This window comes from Streptomyces sp. EDA2-14, assembly GCF_054963755.1.
Genome location: NZ_JBUEGE010000005.1, coordinates 309,256 through 327,932, shown reverse-complemented (window position 1 = coordinate 327,932; position 18,677 = coordinate 309,256). Strand labels below are relative to the sequence as shown.

Annotated in this window: 16 protein-coding genes; 9 read left to right on the top strand and 7 right to left on the bottom strand. The window is 71.4% G+C overall.

Annotated elements, in window-relative coordinates:
- Positions 1-3: 3 nt before the first annotated feature.
- A complete protein-coding gene (locus ACY34M_RS17025) occupies positions 4-1,143 on the bottom strand; it encodes a cupin domain-containing protein (RefSeq protein ID WP_462716915.1) in 1,140 nt (379 codons plus the stop codon).
- Positions 1,144-1,335: 192 nt separating this feature from the next.
- On the opposite strand from ACY34M_RS17025, the gene ACY34M_RS17020 reads away from it, so the two are divergent.
- Positions 1,336-2,334 (top strand): LacI family DNA-binding transcriptional regulator, encoded by a 999-nt coding sequence (locus ACY34M_RS17020; RefSeq protein WP_462716916.1) that lies wholly within the window; start codon positions 1,336-1,338, stop codon positions 2,332-2,334.
- Positions 2,335-2,338: 4 nt separating this feature from the next.
- Here the strand turns inward: ACY34M_RS17020 and ACY34M_RS17015 are convergent, their stop codons facing one another.
- From ACY34M_RS17015 to ACY34M_RS17005, 3 genes are all read right to left on the bottom strand, one after another.
- Positions 2,339-3,748: an amino acid permease gene (locus tag ACY34M_RS17015; RefSeq protein ID WP_462716917.1), complete on the bottom strand. Its 1,410-nt coding sequence runs from the start codon at positions 3,746-3,748 to the stop codon at positions 2,339-2,341.
- Between the two features lie 121 nt (positions 3,749-3,869).
- A complete protein-coding gene (gene hisD, locus ACY34M_RS17010) occupies positions 3,870-5,231 on the bottom strand; it encodes a histidinol dehydrogenase (protein ID WP_462716918.1) in 1,362 nt (453 codons plus the stop codon).
- 118 nt (positions 5,232-5,349) lie between these two features.
- A complete protein-coding gene (locus tag ACY34M_RS17005) occupies positions 5,350-6,261 on the bottom strand; it encodes a LysR family transcriptional regulator (protein WP_462716919.1) in 912 nt (303 codons plus the stop codon).
- Positions 6,262-6,388: 127 nt separating this feature from the next.
- Between ACY34M_RS17005 and ACY34M_RS17000 the strand changes: the two genes are divergently transcribed.
- Positions 6,389-7,276: a carbon-nitrogen hydrolase family protein gene (locus ACY34M_RS17000; protein ID WP_462716920.1), complete on the top strand. Its 888-nt coding sequence runs from the start codon at positions 6,389-6,391 to the stop codon at positions 7,274-7,276.
- A 140-nt stretch (positions 7,277-7,416) separates the two neighbouring features.
- On the opposite strand, the gene ACY34M_RS16995 is transcribed toward ACY34M_RS17000, so the two are convergent.
- Positions 7,417-8,121, bottom strand: coding sequence for a FadR/GntR family transcriptional regulator (locus ACY34M_RS16995; protein ID WP_462717202.1), 705 nt, complete (start codon positions 8,119-8,121; stop codon positions 7,417-7,419).
- 393 nt (positions 8,122-8,514) lie between these two features.
- On the opposite strand from ACY34M_RS16995, the gene ACY34M_RS16990 reads away from it, so the two are divergent.
- The 7 genes from ACY34M_RS16990 to tkt all read left to right on the top strand — a co-directional run bounded on the left by ACY34M_RS16990 (position 8,515) and on the right by tkt (position 16,794).
- The gene (locus tag ACY34M_RS16990) at positions 8,515-9,903 is read left to right on the top strand and encodes an MFS transporter (RefSeq protein WP_462716921.1); all 1,389 of its coding nucleotides are present in this window, start codon (positions 8,515-8,517) and stop codon (positions 9,901-9,903) included.
- Complete coding sequence (locus ACY34M_RS16985; protein ID WP_462716922.1) at positions 9,900-11,612, top strand: dihydroxyacetone kinase family protein; 1,713 nt, start codon at positions 9,900-9,902, stop codon at positions 11,610-11,612. Before ACY34M_RS16990 ends, ACY34M_RS16985 begins: the two co-directional genes overlap by 4 nt.
- 46 nt (positions 11,613-11,658) lie before the next feature.
- Entirely contained in the window at positions 11,659-12,162 is a 504-nt protein-coding gene (locus ACY34M_RS16980) for a ribose-5-phosphate isomerase (protein WP_462716923.1), read from the top strand.
- Positions 12,162-12,932 carry a triose-phosphate isomerase family protein gene (locus ACY34M_RS16975; RefSeq protein WP_462716924.1) on the top strand — a complete coding sequence of 257 codons (771 nt, stop codon included), beginning with the start codon at positions 12,162-12,164 and terminating at the stop codon, positions 12,930-12,932. Before ACY34M_RS16980 ends, ACY34M_RS16975 begins: the two co-directional genes overlap by 1 nt.
- Position 12,933: 1 nt before the next feature.
- Positions 12,934-13,743, top strand: coding sequence for a sugar phosphate isomerase/epimerase family protein (locus ACY34M_RS16970; RefSeq protein WP_462716925.1), 810 nt, complete (start codon positions 12,934-12,936; stop codon positions 13,741-13,743).
- Positions 13,740-14,606 (top strand): phosphogluconate dehydrogenase C-terminal domain-containing protein, encoded by an 867-nt coding sequence (locus tag ACY34M_RS16965; RefSeq protein ID WP_462716926.1) that lies wholly within the window; start codon positions 13,740-13,742, stop codon positions 14,604-14,606. The genes ACY34M_RS16970 and ACY34M_RS16965 overlap by 4 nt, the downstream gene beginning before the upstream one ends.
- Positions 14,607-14,715: 109 nt before the next feature.
- Positions 14,716-16,794, top strand: coding sequence for a transketolase (gene tkt, locus ACY34M_RS16960; protein ID WP_462716927.1), 2,079 nt, complete (start codon positions 14,716-14,718; stop codon positions 16,792-16,794).
- Positions 16,795-16,830: 36 nt separating this feature from the next.
- Here tkt and ACY34M_RS16955 read toward each other — a convergent pair whose 3' ends face one another.
- Both ACY34M_RS16955 and ACY34M_RS16950 read right to left on the bottom strand, forming a co-directional pair.
- Complete coding sequence (locus tag ACY34M_RS16955; protein WP_462716928.1) at positions 16,831-17,658, bottom strand: alpha/beta fold hydrolase; 828 nt, start codon at positions 17,656-17,658, stop codon at positions 16,831-16,833.
- A 101-nt stretch (positions 17,659-17,759) separates the two neighbouring features.
- Positions 17,760-18,662, bottom strand: a complete 903-nt coding sequence (locus ACY34M_RS16950) for a helix-turn-helix transcriptional regulator (RefSeq protein ID WP_462716929.1) — start codon at positions 18,660-18,662, stop codon at positions 17,760-17,762.
- Positions 18,663-18,677 lie beyond the last annotated feature (15 nt).

The window sequence follows — 18,677 nt, the reverse complement described above, 5'->3', positions numbered from 1 at the left end:
CGGTCACCAGCGCCGCGCGGAGCGGGGGAGCAGCGCGTACGGGGCGACGTACCCGTTGTGGTCGAGGCCGAGGCCCGCGTCGGCGGCGGCCTTGAGGACCTCCTCGTCCCACTCCAGCCGGACCCGTCCGTCGCCGGAGTTGACCACCAGGAGGTCGCCCTCCTCTTCACCCACGTTGCGCAGGGTGCGCCAGGCGTCCTGCGGCACCGAGAGCATGTCGCGCGGGCCGAGGCGCACGGAGACCGGGTCGGTGCGGTTGAGGGTGACCTCCCAGAGGCCGTCCTTGACGATCAGCGTCTGGGTCTCCTGCTGACGGTGCTGCGAGACACCCTGGCCGGGCTCGGCGCGCAGCCAGGCGAGGTTGTGGCCGTGCGGGTTGAAGATGCGCGGATCCTGGTGCGGGTCCTCGGTCATGCCGTACCCGATGACGCAGCTCAGGCGCGCGCCGCCGCCGGGCAGCGTGCTGTCGATGAAGGGGTGCTCGGACCACAGGAGGTCGTCGGTGGCGGCGATCCGGCGCCGCATCTCCTCGGGCGTGTAGTGGCGCAGTCGGTCGATGTGCTCCCGGGCCATGGGCGTGACCCGCTCGGACTCTGGCGGGAGGGTGTCCCCGGCGACCGTGTCGATCAGCTGGTTGTCGGAGCTGAGGTACAGGCCGTGCTGCTCGGCCTCGCGCAGGACCGTGGGGCCCCAGATGATGCCGCCGGTGTGGTCCATGCCGAGGACGGTGAACAGCCAGCCGTCGTCCGGGCCCGTGTTTGTGAAGCCGCGGAAGATCCAGGTGGGCACGGACGCGATGTCCCCGGCCTTCAGCAGCAGCTCGCCCTCGGTGCCGTCGACACCCCAGCGCAGCAGGTACTCGCCCGCCGTGCAGATGAACACCTCGGCGGTGTAGTGCAGATGCAGGTTGTTGGTGATGCCGTGGGGCATGGCGGCGGCGCCGATGTTGTAGCCGTGCGGCAGACGCAGATTGACGTGCTGACCGGCGGCCTGCGAGACGCCCGGCCCGATCATGGCGTAGTTCTCCTTCCGGTCCGAGCCGGGCGTACGGCAGTCGATGAAGGCCTGGTTGCAGGAGACGAAGTCACTGCGGCGAACCGTGCGGTGCTCCAGCTCGGGGGTGGTCACGGTGACATCGGGCATGGGGGCTCCCTGGTCGGGACGGGGCAGTACGGTCAAGCAACGTGGAATACGTATGCATTGCCATGACAGGCTCCGGGAGGGGTGTCTGTCAAGGGTTTGTTTGCAGCCGACTTGCGGAGGGAGTCCACGGCTCCCGCAGAACGGCAGGTAGGCATACGTATACTGGTGGCCGGAGTCGACGAGGGGAGAGTCATGGCGATCACGAGTCACGACGTGGCGAGGCTCGCGGGTGTCTCGCAGCCCACGGTGTCCCGCGCCCTGCGTGACGACCCCCGGGTGTCCGTGGCCACGCGCGAGAAGGTCAAGCAGGCCGCCCGTGCGCTGAACTACGTACCCAGTGAGGCGGGTCGTACTCTGTCGACCCGCGCCACCCGGCGCGTCGGCGTCATCGTGACCGACATGACCAACCCGTTCTACCCGCACGTCGTGGCCCCGCTCCACGACGAGCTGCGGCAGCTGGGCTACCGGATGATGCTCATCACCGAGCACTCCGACGAGGAAGTCGCCGAAGAGAAGCTCCTGGACCAGTCCCTCGACGGTGTCGTCCTCGCGACCGCCACCACCGACTCGCGCCTGCCCGGGCTGCTCGAGCGGCGCGGGATGCCCTACGTCTTCCTCAACCGCGACACCGGCCGGCCCGGCGACTTCGCCTCCGTCGTCGACAACGAGGGCGGTGGCCGCCTCGTCGCGCAGGAGCTGGTCGGGCTCGGCCACCGCCGCATCGCGGGCATCTTCGGCGCGGCCAACACCACGACCGGCCGCGAGCGCGAACTGGGCTTCCGGCTGGCCCTCGCCGACGCCGGTATCGGGCTGCCGGAGGACCGCGTGGTGCGCGGCGCCTTCGAGTTCGACACCGGGTACGCGGCGCTGCCCTCGCTCCTCGCGGCGGCCGAGCCGCCCACCGCCGTGTTCTGCGGCAACGACGTGGTGGCCATCGGTGTGCTCAACGCCGCGCTCGCTGCGGGTGTCAAGGTCCCCGACGACCTCACCGTCATCGGCTTCGACGACCTGCCCATGGCGGCCTGGGAGGTCTTCCGGCTCACCACGGTGCGGCACGATCTGGGCGAACTCGCCTGCCAGGCCGCCCGGTTGCTCTCCCGGCGCATCGCGGGCGAGGTCGACGCGGCGGGCGAGCGCCTCGTCCTGCCGACCGAGTTCGTCCCGCGCGCGACCCACGCCGAGGCCCGCTGACCCGTCAGGATCCCGAGGCGGCGCGTACGGGCTCGGCGGTGGCCGTGACGGGTTCGGATCGGCGCCGCTGGCGCACCACTCCCACCGCGGCCAGGATCGCGGCGAGCCCGAGGGAGAGCCACAGTTCGAGCCGGTGTCCCGGCAGGACGGCCATCAGCACCAGCACCCCGGCGATGAACGCGATGGTGGCGAGCGTCAGCCAGGGAAAGCCCCACATGCGCACGTCGGTCGGCGTCCCGCCCTTGCGGCGCACGGCGTACTGGGTCAGCGCGATGACCATGTACATCATGAGCGCGATCGCCCCGCTGGAGGCGATGAGGTACGAGAAGACGTCCGGCAGCAGATAGTTGGCGATCACCGCGGCGATACCGACGACCGTCGAGGCGAGGACCGCGTTGCGCGGCACGCCCTGTGACGAGGTACGGGCGAAGGCCGCCGGGGCGTCACCCCGCCCGGCCAGCGAGAACAGCATGCGCGAGGCCGTGTAGACGGCCGAGTTGAGGCAGCTGCACACGGCGACGACCAGCACCACGTCCATGATCCGCGAGGCGCCCGGGATGTTCATCCGGTCCAGGACGGCCTGGTACGAACCGGCCGCCAGGTCGTCGGCGTTCCAGGGCACGAGGCAGACCACGACGAGGATCGAGCCGAGGTAGAAGAGCCCCAGGCGCCAGACCACCGCGCGGATCGCCTTCTTGATGTTCTTGCGCGGTTCCTCGGACTCGGCGGCCGCGATGGTGACGATCTCGCTGCCCTGGAAGCTGAACATCGCCGTGAGCAGCCCGGCCAGGATCGCCGTGACACCTTGCGGGGCGAAGCCGCCGTGGCTCCACAGGTTGGAGACACCATGGGTGTCGGAACCGGGCAGCACCCCGAACACGGCGAGCGCCCCGAGCACCAGGAACGCCACGATCGCGACGACCTTGATCAGCGAGAACCAGTACTCGAACTCCCCGTAGTTGCGCACCGCGAGCAGATTGCTCCCGGTCAGCACGAGGATCACGGCGAGCGCCGGTATCCAGCTGGGGATCGAGGTGAGCCCCGAGACGACCTCCCCGGCGGCGATGGCCTCGATGGGGATGACGAGGATGTAGAACCACCAGTACAAGTAGCCGATCGAGAACCCGGCCCAGCGGCCGAGCGCCCGGTCCGCGTACGTGGAGAAGGATCCGGTGTCCGGGTTGGCCACGGCCATCTCGCCCAGCATCTGCATGACCAGCACCACCAGCGCGGCGGCCAGCAGGAACGAGACGATCACGGCCGGACCCGCGGTGGCCACGGCGGCCGACGAGCCGACGAAGAGCCCGGCGCCGATCACACCGCCGATCGAGATCATCGTGATCTGGCGGCCCTTGAGGCCCTGGGTGAGCGTCGCGCCCGTGGCGGCCGACGGCTCTGAGGAGGGGTGTTCCATATGAGGATCCTTGGCTCGCGTACGAGAGGGGAGCCGCGCCGCGCCCGAGGTGTGCGCGGCGTCCCGGACGATGGACGGGCCGGGGGCGGGGACGCCCCCGGCCCGGCGCCGACGGTGACGGTCAGAGCTGCTCGCGCAGCGCGGCGGGGACGGAGTCGAACGCGCCGGAGGTGCGGCCGATCCGGTCGATGCGCACGGTCGCCGTGGCGCCGTGGGCGGCGAGCCCCTCGAAGGCGGAGATCCGCTCGACGGCGGGGGCGAGCGCCGCCGTGCCCTCCTTCGCGGCCCGCTGGTACGTCAGCGGCTTGAGGAACCGGGAGACCGACAGGCCGGCGTTGTAGCGCGCGGTCTTGCCCGTCGGCAGCACGTGGTTGGTGCCGGCGATGCCCTTGTCGGAGTAGGCGACGGTGGACCACGGTCCGATGAAGAGCGAGCCGTAGTTGGAGAGGTTCTCCAGGTAGAAGTCGTCGTCCTCGGTGTGGATCTCCAGGTGCTCGGGGGCGATGACGTCCGCCACGGCGACGGCCGCGTCCCGGTCCGCCACGACGATGACGGAGCCGAAGTCCCGCCACGCCGGACCGGCGATGTCCCGGGTCGCGAGGGTGGCGAGTTGGCGCTCCATCTCCGCGACGACCGCCCGGCCCATCCGCTCGGACGTGGTGACCAGCGCGGCGGGGGAGTTGGGCCCGTGCTCGGCCTGCCCCAGCAGGTCCGCCGCGACCCACACCGGGTCGGCGCTGTCGTCCGCGATGACCGCCACCTCGGAGGGACCGGCGAGCAGGTCGATGCCGACCTGTCCGAACAGCTGCCGCTTGGCCTCGGTGACGAACGCGTTGCCCGCGCCGACCAGCATGTCCACCGGCGCCTCGCCGAGCAGACCGAAGGCCATCGCGCCGAGCGCCTGGACGCCGCCGAGGGCGAACACCCGGTCGGCGCGGGAGAGGTGGGCGCCGTAGAGCACCGCGGGGTGGGCGCCGTGCTCACCGGACGGCGGCGTGCACGCCACCACGGTGGGCACGCCCGCCGTCTTGGCGACGTTGACGGTCATGAACGCGCTGGCGAGCAGCGGGAACCGGCCGGCCGGGAGGTAGGCGCCGACGCGGGAGACCGGCACGTACCGCTGGCCGCCCTTCACGCCGGGGGCGAGCTCGACCTCGAAGTCGGTCAGGTGCTCGCGCTGGGCGGCGGCGAACCGGTGGGTGCGCTCGTAGCCCATCTCCAGGGCGGTGCGGACATCGGCGGGCAGGGCGTCCCCGGACTTCTTCAGCTCGTTCGCCGAGATCTCCAGATCGCCGGACCAGCCGTCCAGCTCCTGGGCGTAGGCGCGGACCGCGTCCATGCCCTTGTGCTCGATCTCCTTGAGCATCTCGGAGACGCGCTCGACCACCTTCGGGTCGCGCTGGGCGGGCGGTCCGTCGACGGACGGCTTCTTGAGCCACTGGAGGGGAGGGAGTGCCTGGGCTTCGTCGTGCGTGATCTGCATGGCGAGGACGCTAGACGGGGTCGTGCCACAGGACCAGAGGGGCGAGTCCTGTCGTATCCACAGGGTTTTCCTGCACATGCTGGCCAGCGCGTGTTTTCCTGCACATGAAGGCGGGCCCTCAGAGGCTGCGCTCGGTGCGGATCTCGCGCAGGGTGTCCTCGGCGATGCGGACCAGCTCGCGGGTGGCACGGGACAGCGGATGTCCCCGGCGCCGCACCAGCGCGATGGTGTCGTAGAGGGGATCGGCGAAGGAGGCGGTGTGCAGGCCCGCGGGGAAGGCCGGGCTGTCGACGACCGCGCGGCTGGCGATGGTGTCGCCGACCCCGGTCGTCACCAACTTCAGGGCGGCTTCGACGTGTTCGAGCTCGATCAGCGGGTCGACGCGCACCCCGGCGTACTGGGCACGCTCGGCGAGCTGACGGCGCGTCGGGTCCTGCCAGCCGTAGTGGGCGTCGTACAGCACCAGGGGCGCCCGCGCGAAGTCCTCGATGGTCACGGGCGTACGGGTGCGCTCCTCGCTCGCGCTGACGTAGTGCACCTCGTCCCGCAGGAGCGGTGTGACCTGCAGCCCCTCGTCGTCGATGGGGAGTACGACCAGGCCCGCCTCTATGCGCCCGGCCGCGACGGCGGCCGCGGTCTCCGCCGAGTTCTGCCCAACGAGCCGTACCCGCACCGACGGATAGCGGGCGTGGAACAGCTGCACCAGGTTCGACAGCAGGTAGTAGTCGGCGTTGCGCAGCACCCCGAAGGTGGCGGTGCCGCCGCCGAGCGAACCGAGGGAGTGCACGGCCCGGGTACCGCTGTCGGCGGCTTCCACGGACTGCTGGGCGTAGGGCAGCAGCTCCTGTCCCGCGGAGGTCAGCGTCAGGGTGCGGCTGCCGCGGACGAACAGCTCGGCGTCCAGCTCCGCCTCCAGCCGGCGCACGAGTTCGGAGGCGGAGGCCTGCGCCATGTCCAGGGCCTGCGCGGCGGCGGTGAACGACCCGAGCCGCTCCGCCTCGACGAAGGCTCTCAGTTGGGTGAGCGTCATGCGGCCACAGGGTAGCCCTGTGCTTCCCGCAGGGAACAAGGGGGTTGTCCCGTGCGTGGCGGGCTGATTGGCTCGTGCGGGCCCCGCACATCGCCTAACGCCCCTGTTCGGAAGGTTCCTCCCGCCGATGACCAGCCCCCTGCCGCTCTGCCTCGTCCAGACGTCCGCGTACCACCACGCGGACGACGACGCCCTGGACGGCTTCGCGGCGGACGTCCGCCGCGTCACCCGCGCGCACCCCGGCGCCCGGCTGCTGGTCCACCCCGAGCTGCACCTGTGCGGCCACCGGCCCGACGAGGACCCGGAAGCGGTGATGACGGCGGCGGCCCAGCCGCTCGACGGCCCCCGGGGCACCCGGCTCGCCGCCCTCGCCCGCGAGACCGGTGTCTGGCTGGTGCCCGGCAGCGTCTACGAGCGCGGTGACGACGGCCGCATCTACAACACGGCCCCCGTGTACTCGCCCAAGGGTGAACGCGTCGCCGCGTACCGGAAGGTCTTTCCCTGGCGGCCCTACGAAACCACCGCCTCCGGCACGGAGTTCGTGGTCTTCGACATGGACGGCCACGGTCGCGTGGGCCTGTCCATCTGCTACGACGCGTGGTTCCCCGAGGTCACCCGCCACCTGGCGTGGCAGGGCGCCGACCTGGTCCTCAATCTGGTGCGCACCCCGACCGTCGACCGCGCCCAGGAACTCGTCCTCGCGCGGGCCAACGCGATCGTGAACCAGGTCGCCATGGCCAGCGTCAACGCCGCACAGCCGGACGGGATCGGCCGCAGTCTCGTCGTCGACCCCGAGGGCCGGGTGCGGGCGGAGGCCGAGTCCGCCACGGACCAGCTCGTCACGGACGTCCTCGACCTCGGCGGGGCCCGCCGGGTACGCACGCACGGCACGGCGGGTCTCACATGTGTCTGGGATCCGTTCACCGCCGGCCAGGAGCCCCTCGAACTGCCCCTGTACGGGGGCCGGATCGACCCCGAGCGGTGGCGCGAGGCACTCCCTGGCGACGAGCGCTAGGGCGCAGACGCAGGGCCTGCGGACGCCCGTCGGCCCGGTGACCCTTCGACGGCCGCCCGCACCGCACCGGACCGAGGCACCAGTCGAGTGTCGGACGCCTGTGCCGGGGCCGGGGTGGTCGGCGCCTTACCGGGCGTCAACTACACCGTGCGCTCCAGTCGTTCGTTCGCCTTGCGCATGTGGTCCGCCATCGCGCGGTCCGCGCCGTCGGGGTCGTGCGAGCGGATCGCCTCGACGACCGCCTCGTGCTCGCACAGGGTCCCGCTGACGGTGCCCTCGAGGTCGTTGACGCGCTCCATCCAGACCTGCAGCAGGGCGCGGATGGAGTGGAGTATGTCGCTCAGCACGGTGTTGCCCGCGATGTGGGCGATCTCCAGGTGGAAGGCGATGTCCGCCTCGACGAACGCCTCCCTGCCGCCGTCCTCGCCCGCCCGGCGCAGCGCCGCGTGCAGCTCGGCCAGGCGCTCGACGTCCTCGGGTCGCGCGCGCTCGGCGGCGAGCCGGGCCGAGACACCCTCCATGTAGCGCCGCACCTCGACCAGGTCCCTGGTGCGCCGCTGCCCCAGCATGAGCCCCCAGTTGATCGCCTGCGGGAGGAAGTCCGACGTGCCCTCGCGGACGTAGGAGCCGGAGCCGGGGCGGATCTCGATGATGCCGAGCACATCCAGTGCCGAGAGGGCGCCGCGCACGCTGGAGCGGGCCACGTTCAGCGCCTCGGCGAGATTGCGCTCGGCGGGCAGCCGGGTGCCGGGCTTGATGTTGCCCGCGGAGAGGTGGTCGAGCAGCCGCTTGGCGACCTCGGTCACGGTCGACTCGCGCACCACGGGGCGCAGGAGCCGGGACAGGTCGGCGGGGTCGCCCCCGGAGTCGGCGGACCGGGGTCCGGGGGACTGCGGGGCGACGGAGCGGGGCTCGGGCGTACTGGTCACCGCGTAAGTACATCAAACACAGCGGCGACCTACGCAAGCACCTGTGGGTCTCCTTGGAAGGCGCGCAGGCGCGGGCGCGTATGAGATCAGTTGCGAAAGTGCAGGTCAAGAGGTTGCCGAGGGGTGAAAACTGTGAGGCTCGACACGGCGGTAAATTGGTTACCAATTAACCAGTCAGGGCTAACGTGAGTCGCACGAAAGGTCATGAGGCCCTCGGGACACCCGTCTCCTGCGTGCGCATCGCCGCGGGGACGAGCAGGGCCGCTGACCCGGCCGGACAGAGCAGTCCGGCACGAGTGAGGAGTCGCCATGGGTGCCCTGCCTTCCCTGGAGGCCGGCCAGTCAGCCGTCGAGAAGTCCGCGATCAGGAAATTCACCGTCCGGATCGTGCCCTTCGTGGCGCTGATGTTCTTCGTGAACTATCTCGACCGCACCGCGGTCTCGTTCGCCGAGTCGAACGGCATGAGTCAGGACCTCGGGCTCACCGCCGCGCAGTACGGATTCGCCTCGGGCGTCTTCTTCATCGGCTACATCATCCTTGAAGTCCCCAGCAACATGGCGCTGCACCGCTTCGGCGCGCGCCGCTGGCTCGCCCGGATCATGGTGACCTGGGGCATCGTCTCCCTGCTGTTCACCTGGGTGCAGTCCACGGAGCAGCTGTACTGGCTGCGCTTCGTCCTGGGTGTGGCGGAGGCCGGATTCTTCCCCGGCGCGATCCTCTTCCTCTCCCAGTGGGTGCCCCAGCGGCACCGCACCAAGGTGCTCGGACTCTTCTACCTGGCCCAGCCGCTCACCACCGTCTTCGGCGCCCCGCTCGCCGGCTGGCTGATCAGCCACCACGGCCTGTTCGGCCTCGAGGGCTGGCGCGTGATGTTCCTCTTCGTCTCGCTGCCCGCGATCGTCCTCGGCCTGGTCGGCTGGTTCTACCTCAAGGACAAGCCCGCCGACGCCGGCTGGCTCACCCGCGAGGAGGCCGACTGGCTGACCCGTGAACTGGAGGCCGAGAACGCCGAGAAGACCGGCCACGACGGCGCCGCCGAGAGCAAGAAGAGCGGGCACGGCAAGGCCGATCTCATCGCCGCGTTCACCAACGGCCGCGTCTGGATCCTGTCCGTCGTCTACTTCGGCTTCGTCTACGGCCTGTACGCCCTCGCGTTCTTCCTGCCCACCATCATCAGCGGCTTCGAGGAGCAGTTCGGCACCTCGTTCTCGGTGATGGACAAGGCGTGGATCACCGCGATCCCATACCTGCCGGCCGCGATAGTCCTCTATTTCTGGTCCCGCGACGCCACCCGGCGCGGCACGAAGACCTGGCATGTCGCCGTCCCGGCCGTCGTCGGCGGTGTCTCCATCCCCGTCGCGCTGTACATGAACTCGCCGACCGCCACCGTCGCCGTGATCACCGTGACCGCCTGCGCGATCTTCGCGGCCCTGCCGGTGTTCTGGGCCGTGCCCTCCCGGTTCCTGACCGGCGCCGCCGCCGCGGCCGGTATCGCCCTCATCAACACGATGGGCAACGTCGCCGGATTCGCCGCCAGTTACGTCACCGGCTGGCTGCACGACTGGACCGGCGCCTACTACGTCCCCCTGTTCCTCGTCGGCGCCCTGATGCTGGTCTCGGCCGCCCTGATGATCGCGCTCGCCTCCCGTGGCCGCCGCACCGGCACGGACCCCGAGCTCGCGGAGGTCTCGAAGTGACCCGCATAGCCAACGACCCGGCCGACTTCGCCCACGAGGCGCTCGACGGTTTCGTCGCCGCCCACCGCCGCTGGGTCCGCTCGGCCCCCGGCGGAGTCGTCAGGGCGGGCGGCACCGCCCCCGGCCAGGTCGCCGTCGTCATCGGAGGCGGCTCCGGCCACTACCCGGCCTTCTCCGGCCTCGTCGGACAGGGCCTCGCGCACGGCGCCGCCGTCGGCAACGTCTTCGCCTCGCCCTCCGCCCGCCAGATCCACGACGTGGCCGCCGAGGCCGACAACGGCGCCGGGGTCCTCCTCGCCTTCGGCAACTACGCGGGCGACGTCCTCCACTTCGGGCAGGCCGCCCAGCGCCTCGAAGCGGGCGGCATCCCCGCCCGCACCCTCCCCGTCACCGACGACATCTCCTCGGCGGCGACGGACGAGGCCCACAAGCGCCGCGGCATCGCGGGCGACCTCCCCGTCTTCAAGATCGCCGCCGCTGCCGCCGAGCGCGGTGCCACCCTCGACGAGGTGCACGCCACGGCCACCCGCGCCAACGGGCGCACCCGCTCCTTCGGCGTCGCGTTCACCGGCTGCACCCTGCCCGGCGCCGAACAGCCGCTGTTCACCGTCCCAGAGGGCCGCATGGCCGTCGGCCTCGGCATCCACGGCGAGCCCGGCATCGGCGAGCAGGACATCCCCGACGCCAAGACCCTCGCCGCCCTCCTCGTCGACAAGCTCCTGGACGAACTCCCGCAGGTGCGCGGCGACCGGGCCGCAGTGATCCTCAACGGCCTCGGCTCCGTCAAGTACGAGGAACTGTTCGTGCTGTACGGGGAGGTGAACCGGCTCCTCGAAGCGGCCGGTGTCGAGGCCGTCGACCCCGAGGTCGGCGAGCTGTGCACCAGCTTCGACATGGCCGGTGTCTCCCTCACCCTGACCTGGCTCGACGACGAACTCGCCGCACTGTGGCAGGCACCCGCCGACGCCCCCGCCTTCCGCAAGGGCGCCGTCGCCGCCACCCCCGTGTACGAGAAGACCACCGCCCGGCAGGCCGTCACCGCCGACACCCCGCCGCCCGCCGACGCGGACTCCCGAGCCACCGCCACCCGCGTGCTCGCGGCCCTCGCCGCCACGCGGTCCACCGTCGACACCCACGCGGACGAGCTGGGCCGCATCGACGCCGTCGCCGGGGACGGCGACCACGGCATCGGCATGCGGCGCGGCTCCCGCGCCGCGCACACCGAGGCCGGGCGCGCGGTCGCCGCGGGCGCCGGCGCCGGAACCACGCTGCGCCTCGCAGGCGACGCCTGGGCCGACGAGGCCGGCGGCACCTCGGGCGCGCTGTGGGGCGCGATGCTCCGCGCGCTCGGCGACGCCATCGGCGACACCGGGCGCCCCACCCCGGCGCGGGTCGCCGAGGGCGTCGCCGCCGCCGACCGGGCCGTACGCGACCTCGGTGGCGCGCAGGTCGGCGACAAGACGATGGTCGACGCGCTCGTCCCGTTCGCCGCCGCTCTCACCGAGGCCGCGTCCGACGACCGGCTCGCCGCCGCCTGGGCCACCGCCGCCTCCGCCGCGGAGGACGCCGCCCGGGCCACCGCCGACCTGCTGCCCCGCATGGGCCGCGCCCGCCCGCACGCGGAGAAGGCGCTCGGCACCCCCGACGCGGGCGCCCACTCCTTCGCCCTGATCACCAGGGCCGTGGCGGGCGTCCTCGCGACCGCCTGAACCACCGCACGAACCCGAACACCCCTCACCGTCAAGGAAGTTGGTCATGACCGACAAGCTCCGCATCGTCATCGGCTGCGACGACGCCGGTTACCAGTACAAGGAGGCCCTCAAGAAGGACCTCCAGGACAGCGAGCTGGTCGACAGCGTCACCGACGTGGGCGTGGACGCCGAAGGCCACACCGCCTACCCGACCATCGCCATCGAGGCCGCCGAGCGCGTCGCCCGCGGCGAGGCCGACCGGGCGCTGCTGATCTGCGGCACCGGCCTCGGCGTCGCCATCGCCGCCAACAAGGTCAAGGGCATCCGGGCCGTCACCGCCCACGACTCCTTCTCCGTCGAGCGCGCGATCCTCTCCAACAACGCGCAGGTGCTGACCTTCGGCCAGCGCGTCGTCGGCCTCGAACTGGCCCGCCGGCTCGCCGCCGAGTGGCTCACCTACCGCTTCGACGAGCAGTCCGGCTCCGCCGCCAAGGTCCAGCTGATGAGCGACTACGAGGCTGTGTCCACTCAGGCCGTGTCCACCGAGGCCGGGGCCGAGGCCGCCTGATGAACGCCCCCGTCCTGCTCGGGGTGAGCCTGAAGATGTACTTCGGCCACCACGAGACCCTCAACTGGTCCCGCCGCATCGTGCGGCTTGCCGACCAGCACCCGGCCGTCACCAGCGGCAAGGCGCGCCTGTTCGTGCTGCCCGCCTTCCCGGCGATCGTGCCGGTGGCCGGGATCCTCGCGCGCAGCGGCGTCGACGTCGGCGCGCAGGACCTCGCCACGGAGGACGTGGGCGCCTACACGGGCGAGGTGTCGGGGCCGTTCCTCAAGGAGATCGGCTGCCGCTACGCCGAGGTCGGCCACGCCGAGCGCCGCCGCCTGTACGGGGAGGGCGACACGGTCGTCGCGGCGAAGACCGCGGCCGCCCTGCGCAGCGGACTCACCCCGGTCCTGTGCGTCGGCGAACTCGACCGGGTGGACCCCGAGGAGGCCGCGCGCCGCACCGTCGCCGAGGCCGCCCGCCTGCTGTACGGCATGCGCGGCACCGTCGTCCTCGCCTACGAGCCCCAGTGGGCCATCGGCGCACCCGAGCCGGCCTCGCCCGAGCACATCACCACGGTGTGCGCGGCGCTGGGGGAGTGGCTGGACGCCCGCCCGCAGCACGCCGGATCCACCGTGATCTACGGCGGCAGCGCGGGCCCCGGCCTGCTCACCCGCCTCGGCGGCTCCGTCGGCGGCCTCTTCCTGGGCCGCTTCGCACACGACCCGGCCGCCGTCGGCCGCATCCTCGACGAGATCACCCCCACCGACTCCCGTACGGAGGTGGCCTGACATGGCGTACGGCATCAGCACCTACGCGTACTTCTGGCGCATCTCGTCGCGGGCGCCCGAGCCGATGACGGCCCTGGACATGCTCCAGGACATCCACCGGCTCGGCGGCCAGGTCTTCCAGATCTGCGACTACGCCCCGATCGAGTCCTACGACGACACGCAGCTCGCCGAACTCAGGGCGGCAGCCGCCGAACTCGGCGTCGCCCTCGAACTCGGCACCCGCGGCATCGCCCCGGACCACCTGGAGCGCTACCTCCGCATCGCGGAGCGGCTCGGCGTGACCTTCGTACGCTCCATGCTGCACACCGCCGACCACAAGCCCGGCACGGCCGAGGCCGTCACCCTCCTCAAGCAGGCCATCGGCCGGTACGAGGAGCAGGGCGTCACGCTCGGCCTGGAGACCTACGAGCAGGTCGCCACCGCCGACCTCGTCGACGTGGTCCGCACCGTCGACAGCCCCCGCCTCGGCATCGTCGTCGACCCGGGCAACTGCGTGGCCCGCCTGGAACACCCGTTCCGGGTCGTCGAGCTCACCGCCCCCTACGTGGTGAACGTGCACGTCAAGGACTTCGCGTTCAGTCGCAGGGACGGCTGGGTGGGCTTCACCTACGCCGGTGCCCCGCTCGGCACCGGCCTCCTCGACTACCAGTCGATGATCGCCGCCGTCCGGGACCACGCCCCGGACCCCGCGTCGGTCAACCAGATCGTGGAGCACTGGCTCCCGTGGCAGGACGGTGGCTTCGACGTCACCGCCGAGCTCGAACACCAGTGGACCAAGCACAGCATCAGCACACTCCTGAAGGGCGAATGAACATGGCCGCCGAGAACAACAAGACCGTTGCCGTCATCGGGGCCGCCGGCAAGATGGGCCAGCGTGTCTCCAACAACCTGGTCGAGAGCGACTTCACCGTCCTCTTCTCCGAGAATTCCCCCAAGGGCCAGGAGCTGATCCGCTCGCTCGGCCGTGAGCTGACCGACTCCGAGGCCGCGGCCCAGCAGGCCGACGTCCTGATCCTGGCCGTGCCGGACATCGTCCTCGGCAAGGTCTCCGAGCAGCTCGTCCCGCTCCTGAAGCCGGGCGCCGTCGTCCTCACCCTCGACCCGGCGGCCGCCTACGCGGGCCTGCTGCACCCCCGCGCCGACGTGCATTACGTCTGCGCCCACCCCTGCCACCCGTCCGTCTTCCTGCAGCGCAAGACGCAGGCCGAGCTGGACGACACCTTCGGTGGCATCGCGGCCCCGCAGGAGGTCGTCGCCGCGTACGAGGGCGGCGACGAGGCCAAGCAGGAGCTCGCCGGGTCCGTCATCCGCGTCATGTATGCGCCGGTCGTCGACGTCCACTGGGTCACCGTCAAGCAGCTCGCCGTCCTGGAGCCGACCCTCGTCGAGACCATCGCCTGCATGGTCGGCGCCCTGCTCAACGAGGCGCTGCACGAGACCGTGCACACCGTCGGCGTCCCGGAGAAGGCCGCCCGCGCCATGCTCCTCGGCCACACCCAGGTCGCCCTCGCCAACACCCTCAAGGGCGACAACCCGTTCTCCGACGCCTGCCTGATCGCCATGGACTACGGCCGTGACTCCATCGTCAAGGACGACTGGAAGAAGGTCTTCGACGACGGCGAGCTCGACAAGGTCATCACGAAGATGCTGAAGATCAAGGAGATCCGCCGCTGAGGCGGTCCTCCACCAGCGCCGGGTGGCCCGCCCACGGGGGACGGGCCACCCGGCGCCGCACACCGTAGACACGTCCTGACCAACCCCTGACAAGGAGCCCTGAGCCAGGGTGAGCACCCAGCCGACCACCACAGACTTCGAGTGGACCGCACGCGACCAGCGTGCCGTCGACACCGCGCGCATCCTGGCGGCGGACGCCGTGCAGAAGGTCGGCAACGGCCATCCGGGGACGGCCATGAGCCTGGCCCCGGCCGCGTACACCCTGTTCCAGAAGGTGATGCGGCACGATCCGGCGGACGCCGGCTGGGTCGGCCGCGACCGCTTCGTGCTGTCCGCCGGTCACTCGTCCCTCACGCTCTACATCCAGCTGTACCTGGCCGGTTTCGGCCTGGAGCTGGACGACCTGAAGGCGTTCCGCACACAGGGTTCCAGGACGCCGGGGCATCCCGAGTACGGGCACACGGTGGGCGTCGAGACGACAACGGGGCCGCTGGGGCAGGGAGTCGCGAACGCGGTGGGCATGGCGATGGCCGCCCGCTACGAGCGCGGTCTGTTCGACCCGGAGGCCCCGGAGGGGGAGTCGCCCTTCGACCACCACGTGTACGTGATCGCGGGCGACGGCTGCCTCCAGGAGGGCATCGCGGCCGAGGCGTCGTCGACGGCCGGCCATCAGCGGCTCGGCAATCTGGTCCTGCTGTGGGACGACAACCACATCTCGATTGAGGGCGACACCGAGACCGCGGTATCCGAGGACACCTGCAAGCGCTACGAGGCGTACGGCTGGCACGTGCAGCGGGTCGAGCCGAGGGCCGACGGAGACCTGGACCCCGAGGCGATCTTTGCGGCGATCCAGGTGGCCAAGGCCGTCACCGACAAGCCGTCGTTCATCGCGCTGCGCTCGATCATCGCCTGGCCGGCCCCGAACGCGCGGAACACCGAGGCCGCACACGGCTCGGCGCTCGGCGACGACGAGGTGGCCGCCACCAAGCGCGTCCTCGGCTTCTACCCGGAGCAGTCCTTCGAGGTCTCCGACGAGGTCATCGGCCACACCCGCAAGGCGCTCGACCGCGGCGCCGAGGCGCACGCGGCCTGGGAGAAGCAGCTCGCGGAGTGGCGGGGTGCCAACCCGGAGCGGGCCGCCGTGTTCGACCGCATCCGGGAGGGCGAGCTGCCCGGTGGCTGGGAGGCCGAGCTCCCGGTCTTCGAGACGGGGACGAAGGTCGCCACGCGCGCCGCGTCCGGCAAGGTCCTCCAGGCGCTCGGCCCGGTGATCCCCGAACTGTGGGGCGGGTCGGCGGACTTGGCGGGCTCGAACAACACGACGATCGACAAGACGTCGTCGTTCCTCCCGGCCGGGAACCCGCTGCCCGAGGCCGACCCGTACGGCCGCACGATCCACTTCGGCATCCGCGAGCACGCGATGGCCGCGGAGATGAACGGGATCGCCCTGCACGGCCACACCCGCATCTACGGCGGCACGTTCCTCGTCTTCTCGGACTACATGCGCAACGCGGTCCGCATGTCCGCGCTGATGTCGCTGCCCGTCACCTACGTGTGGACGCACGACTCCGTCGGCCTCGGCGAGGACGGCCCGACCCACCAGCCGGTCGAGCATCTCGCCTCGCTGCGTGCCATCCCCGGCCTGAACGTGGTCCGCCCGGCCGACGCCAACGAGACGGCGATCGCCTGGCGCGAGATCCTCAAGCGCGGTACCGAGCGGCCCGCGCCGCACGGACTGGCGCTGAGCCGCCAGGGCCTGCCGACGTACGAGGCCCACTCCGATGCGGCCAAGGGTGGTTACGTCCTGGCCGAGGCGTCGTCGGGAACCCCGGACGTCGTCCTGATCGCCACCGGCTCCGAGGTGCACGTCGCCGTCGAGGCCCGTACCCGGCTGGAGGCGGAGGGCATCGCCACCCGCGTCGTCTCGATGCCGTGCGTCGAATGGTTCGAGGAGCAGGACAAGGCGTACAAGGACGCGGTCCTGCCGCCTTCCATCAAGGCGCGCGTCGCGGTCGAGGCCGGAATCGGCCTGACCTGGCACCGTTACGTCGGCGACACCGGCCGCACCGTGTCCCTGGAGCACTTCGGCGCCTCGGCCGACGGCCATGCCCTCTTCCAGGAGTACGGCTTCACCGCCGAGAACGTCGCCGCCACGGCCCGCGAGTCCCTGGCCGCCGCCCGGCGCTGACAGGCCGTGCCCGAGCGCGCCGGGCGGCGAGCCGCTTCACTTCTTGAGGAAGTCCAGCAGGTCCTGGTTGAAGCGTTCCTTGTCGCCCGGCACCAGGGCGATGCCGTGCGAGCCGCCCTCGTAAACCTTCAGCTCCGCGTCCGCGATCAGCTCGGCGGACTTGCGGCCGGTGGCGTCGATCGGTACCACCTGGTCGTCGTCGCCGTGCACGACGAGCGTCGGGACGTCGAACTTCTTGAGGTCGTCGTGGAAGTCCGTCGTGCCGAACGCGTCGACGCAGTCGACACCGCCCTTGATGGTCTGCGCCATGGCCATGTACCAGAAGGCGTCCTTGTTGCCCTGGGTGACCTTGGTGCCCTCGCGGTTGGCCGAGTGGAAGCCGACCGCGGTGTCCTTCCAGAACTGCGAGCGCTCCTTCAGGATGCCCGCCTTGATGTCGTCGAAGACGGACTGCGGGACACCCTCCGGGTTGTCCGGGCCCTGCAGCATCAGCGGAGGGATCGCGGACAGCAGCACGGCGGACTGGATCCGCTCGGTGCCGTGGCGGCCGATGTACCGGGCGAGTTCGCCGCCGCCCATCGAGTGCGCCACGAGCGTCACGTCCCGCAGATCCAGGTGCGTGATCAGGTCGTTCAGGTCGTCGGCGAAGGTGTCGAAGTCGTATCCGTCGTACACCGGCGTCGAGCGGCCGTGACCGCGCCGGTCGTGCGCGATGCCCCGGTATCCGGCGTCGGCGACCGCCTTCAGCTGGTCCTGCCACGCGTCACCGTTGAGCGGCCAGCCGTGGATGAAGACCACGGGACGGCCGCGCCCCCAGTCCTTGTAGAAGATGTCGACACCGTCTCGCGTCGTGCAGATGGGCATGGCGTGTCCTCTCGGTGCGGCGTACATGACCCCCACCCCGGAGCATCACCCGAACAGCCGTCGGCCGCCACTTCAACTGTCACCCAGCGTGCCGTCACCCCTCACGTACCCGTCCGGAACATCCCCGGTGTCACCCCCGTCCGCAGCCGGAAGAACTTCGTGAAGTCGCTGGGGTCGTCGAAGCCGAGGTGGTCCGCCACCTCCTTCGACGGCAGGCCGCTGTGCCACAGGAGGCGTTTGGCCTCCAGGAGGACCCGGTCGTCGATGTACTGCTTCGCGGTGCGGCCCGTCGCGGCGTGGGCGGCGCGGGTCAGGGTGCGGGGGCTGTAGCCGAGAGCCGCCGCGTAGTCCTCCACGCGGCGGGTCACCGCGTGGTCGCGCTCCACGGCCGCGTGGAAGCGGTGGAAGGTGCTGGACGCCACGGCGGGGCCCGGCGCCGGGTCGCGCACCTTCGCCAGGCGCAGCATCAGGACCGAGAGCAGCGCGCGCAGCACCTCGGTGTGCGACCCGAGGGGGAGCGAGGCCATCGCCCCGTACTCGTACGTGAGGTGGTCGAGGGCCCGCCGTACCCCCTCCACGTCCGGTCCGCGCGGTGTCAGCGGCCGCTGCTCGTACGGCGGGTCCATGTGCGCGGCCGAGACGATCGCGGGCGGCAGAAAGCCCGCCTTGAAGACGATGTCCACACCGTCCGCCGACACCAGGTCCGGGCCGAAGCGCTGCACCTGCCCCGGCCGGATCCACAGCCACGAACCGGGCCGCAGCTCGTACTCGACGAAGTCCACGGCCACCTGCAACGGGCGCTCGCGCGCGCCGATCAACTGGTGGAAGGCGGGGCGCAGCGGCGCGTACGGATCGTTGCCGTGGCGCAGCGAGCGGCCGTGCAGATCGGCCAGCTCCTCCACCTCCAGACCGGTCGGCGCGCCGACGTTCGGCGTGTACTCGAGATCCCGGACGTCGGGGCGCGGATCGCGGCCCGCGCTCGTGATGTGTCTGTTTTTCCCCATCGTGAGTCCCGAGCG